The organism is Protofrankia sp. CiP3 (genome assembly GCF_917627345.1).
Taxonomy (GTDB): domain Bacteria; phylum Actinomycetota; class Actinomycetes; order Frankiales; family Frankiaceae; genus Protofrankia.
In genome coordinates this window covers 1,549-4,116 of record NZ_CAKJTM010000205.1, presented here as the reverse complement: position 1 = coordinate 4,116, position 2,568 = coordinate 1,549, and the positions used below count along the sequence as shown (strand labels likewise).

The 2,568-nt window shown below is 65.9% G+C and carries 3 protein-coding genes and 1 pseudogene; all 4 read left to right on the top strand.

The genetic code is table 11. The annotated features are described in order from the left end of the window. Positions 1-965: 965 nt before the first annotated feature. Positions 966-1,226, top strand: a pseudogene (locus MJ797_RS26245) (group II intron reverse transcriptase/maturase); the annotation flags it as partial. Continuing rightward, positions 1,108-1,518 (top strand): DUF5372 family protein, encoded by a 411-nt coding sequence (locus MJ797_RS27135; RefSeq protein ID WP_308128372.1) that lies wholly within the window; start codon positions 1,108-1,110, stop codon positions 1,516-1,518. The pseudogene MJ797_RS26245 and the gene MJ797_RS27135, both read left to right, overlap by 119 nt. Positions 1,519-1,538: 20 nt before the next feature. Next, positions 1,539-1,895 (top strand): DUF6788 family protein, encoded by a 357-nt coding sequence (locus MJ797_RS26235; RefSeq protein WP_308127805.1) that lies wholly within the window; start codon positions 1,539-1,541, stop codon positions 1,893-1,895. A gap of 91 nt (positions 1,896-1,986) precedes the next feature. Next, positions 1,987-2,568, top strand: a 582-nt coding sequence (locus MJ797_RS26230) for a recombinase family protein (RefSeq protein ID WP_239342340.1), incomplete at its 3' end; no start/stop codon positions are given.

Genomic DNA, 2,568 nt, shown 5'->3' with positions numbered 1-2,568 from the left:
GCTCACGACCCAGCGTGGACACCGAATCCTCACCTCAGGAGCCCATCCGATCGCGATCAAGCTTACCGAGCCCCCTGCTCCCAGCACGAGACGGGCGGTGCACTGACCGCTGGAGACCACCGATGGAAGTGGATAAGATCCAAGATCTGTTTATTACGCGGCACTATTGCGCCCTGAAGCGCGAAGAAAGGAGCCGCCTGAAGGGAGGCGGGCAAATTTCTTGACACGTGCGTGCTGCACGGACGATGGAGGACCGGTGCCTTCTTGGTAGGAGGGGCCGGCGGCCCTCCGGCGCCGCCCTGTGGGGGGAGGCGCCTAGCCACCCCGAGGTGCGTTAGCTGAAGACTTTGTGAACACGAACGCGGAAGCGAGGCAAGAAAGGATGGCAGTCTCGTGACTGCGGTGCTGCATGAGAGATGGAGGTTGACTGGCCCTCCGGAGTCGCCTTGCGGAAGGAGGCTCCAAACCACCCACGAGGGGCGTAGGCTGAAGACCGTCGTCCTGAGCGTCGTGGGAAAAGGCGCGACTCGATCGCGTCAGGTGCGGATCGGGAAGATGAGCGATGGGTGTGATCCCTCTGCGCTGAGCGAGGCACGCGTGCCCTCTGCCGTCGACGTGTCGAAAGCTAATCAGGTGACATCAAAACCGAGGTCGGGTCTTTGTCTCGGGATAAATCTGGGGGATATCCGCTTACTGCCCAGGTGGTGTCCGGCATACAGGCAGCATGAGCCCGGTCCAGGCTCTCGTGTGGAACGTGTGAAGGCACGCCTCGATACCGCCCCGTGCCCCGTGGCGAGAGGGAAACTCCGAGCGGCAGAATCCGTAAGGGGGAATACCGAGGCGAGGCGTGCTGGCGGACTCGCCCGTAGTAGCTGTGATCCTCCCGCGTATCGCAGTGGGGTGGGGAGCGAAGGGGCGGGGCTGTCCAGGCAGCTTGATGCGATCAACCGAAAGGAAGGAGTCGCATGAGTGAGCCGAGTGTGCAGGGCAAGACGCATGACATCCCCAAGCAGCTGGTGTGGGATGCGTGGTTGAAGGTGAAGAGTAACGGCGGGGCGGCCGGGGCCGACGGCGTGACGGTCGAGCAGTTCGAGGAGAGGTTGCAGGATAACCTCTACCGGCTGTGGAACCGCATGTCGTCGGGGAGCTATTTTCCCGGGCCGGTCCGGGCGGTGGAGATACCCAAGAAAGGCGGGACGAGGGTTCTCGGAATTCCGACGGTCACGGCATACAGCCGAATCTGACAGTCGATCTTCGAAATCTCTCGTTTCGGATTCTCTCGTTGTTGTCCATCCGTTTCACGCGCTGAGCGGTCAGTGCCTGGATGTCCTGTTCAGCAAGCGGTGGGCGGGTGAGATGTTGTTCGTCTGTGTTCGGCCGGGTTCGGGTCAGGTCACGTTGCCGGCGGCGTGGACGGACCGCGGTTCAGGCGCGGAGCAGGGCCGGCTGTCGGTCGACGGGCTGGCGGCGCTCGGCGCGGTGACACGCGCCCTCAAGGTCGTTGATGGCGGTGAGTAGCAGTGCCATTCTCTTGTGTGATGAATCCACCCAAGATTCCGGCGGATCTGGGCACAACGAGCACGGAGGATCTTCTTGCGCGACGACGGGCACTGGCCGAGGCGATCGGCGATCCGCAGCGGGTGCTGGCCGGCTCGCTCGTCGAGCAGCATCGCCGGTGCGGCAGACCGGGCTGCGCCTGCACGGCCGGGGACGGGCATGGGCCGTATGCGTACTTCAGCCCGCGCCAGATCGGGCGGGGCCGGCTGCGCTACGTCCCGGCGCGTCTGGTCGCGGTCGTGCGGCGGTACCTCGACCGCTGCGTCGAGGTCGAGGCGGCGCTGGCGGAGATCTCGGCGATCAACGTCGAGCTGCTCGCGCGCCGGGAGCTGACCTGAGCGATGGCCGTGGCCGTTCTGTCCGGACCTGCCTACCGCGAGGCGGTGGCGGTGGTGGCGAACATGACGGCCAGCGCGTGGGGAGCGAACAGTGAACGGCGAACACAAGATCACAACATCGCATCGGCGGCGGGTGGCGCTGGTCTACCTGCGCCAGTCGACGCTGATGCAGGTACGGGAGCACACCGAGTCGACGCTGCGGCAGTACGCGTTGCGGGACACGGCGGTGGCGCTGGGCTGGTCGACGACGGATATCGAGGTGATCGACACGGATCTGGGGGTCTCGGGTGCCTCGACCCGGGGCCGGGAGGGGTATCGCCATCTGATGACCCGGCTGTGCCTGGGCGAGGTCGGAGCGGTCTTCGGGTTGGAGATCTCCCGGCTGGGCCGCTCGAACGCGGACCTGGCGCGGCTGGCGGAGCTGGCCCGGCTGACGGACACGTTGCTCATCGACGCGGATGGGGTCTACGACCTGTCGGACTTCAACGACCGGCTGCTGCTCGGGCTGAAATCGACGATGGCGTCGGCGGAGCTGCACATCATGGCCGGCCGGCTGCAGGCGGCGAAGCGCGCGGCAGCGGAGCGCGGCGAGCTGCGCACCCCGCTGCCGGTCGGCTACATCTACGACGACGAGGGCGCCCAAGTCATCGACCCGGACGAGGAGGTCCAGGGC

What these genes read in the sequence shown, in the direction of transcription:
- MJ797_RS26235 (WP_308127805.1), top strand. Translation starts at nt 1,539, where the DNA reads ATGAATCCACCCAAGATTCCGGCGGATCTGGGCACAACGAGCACGGAG.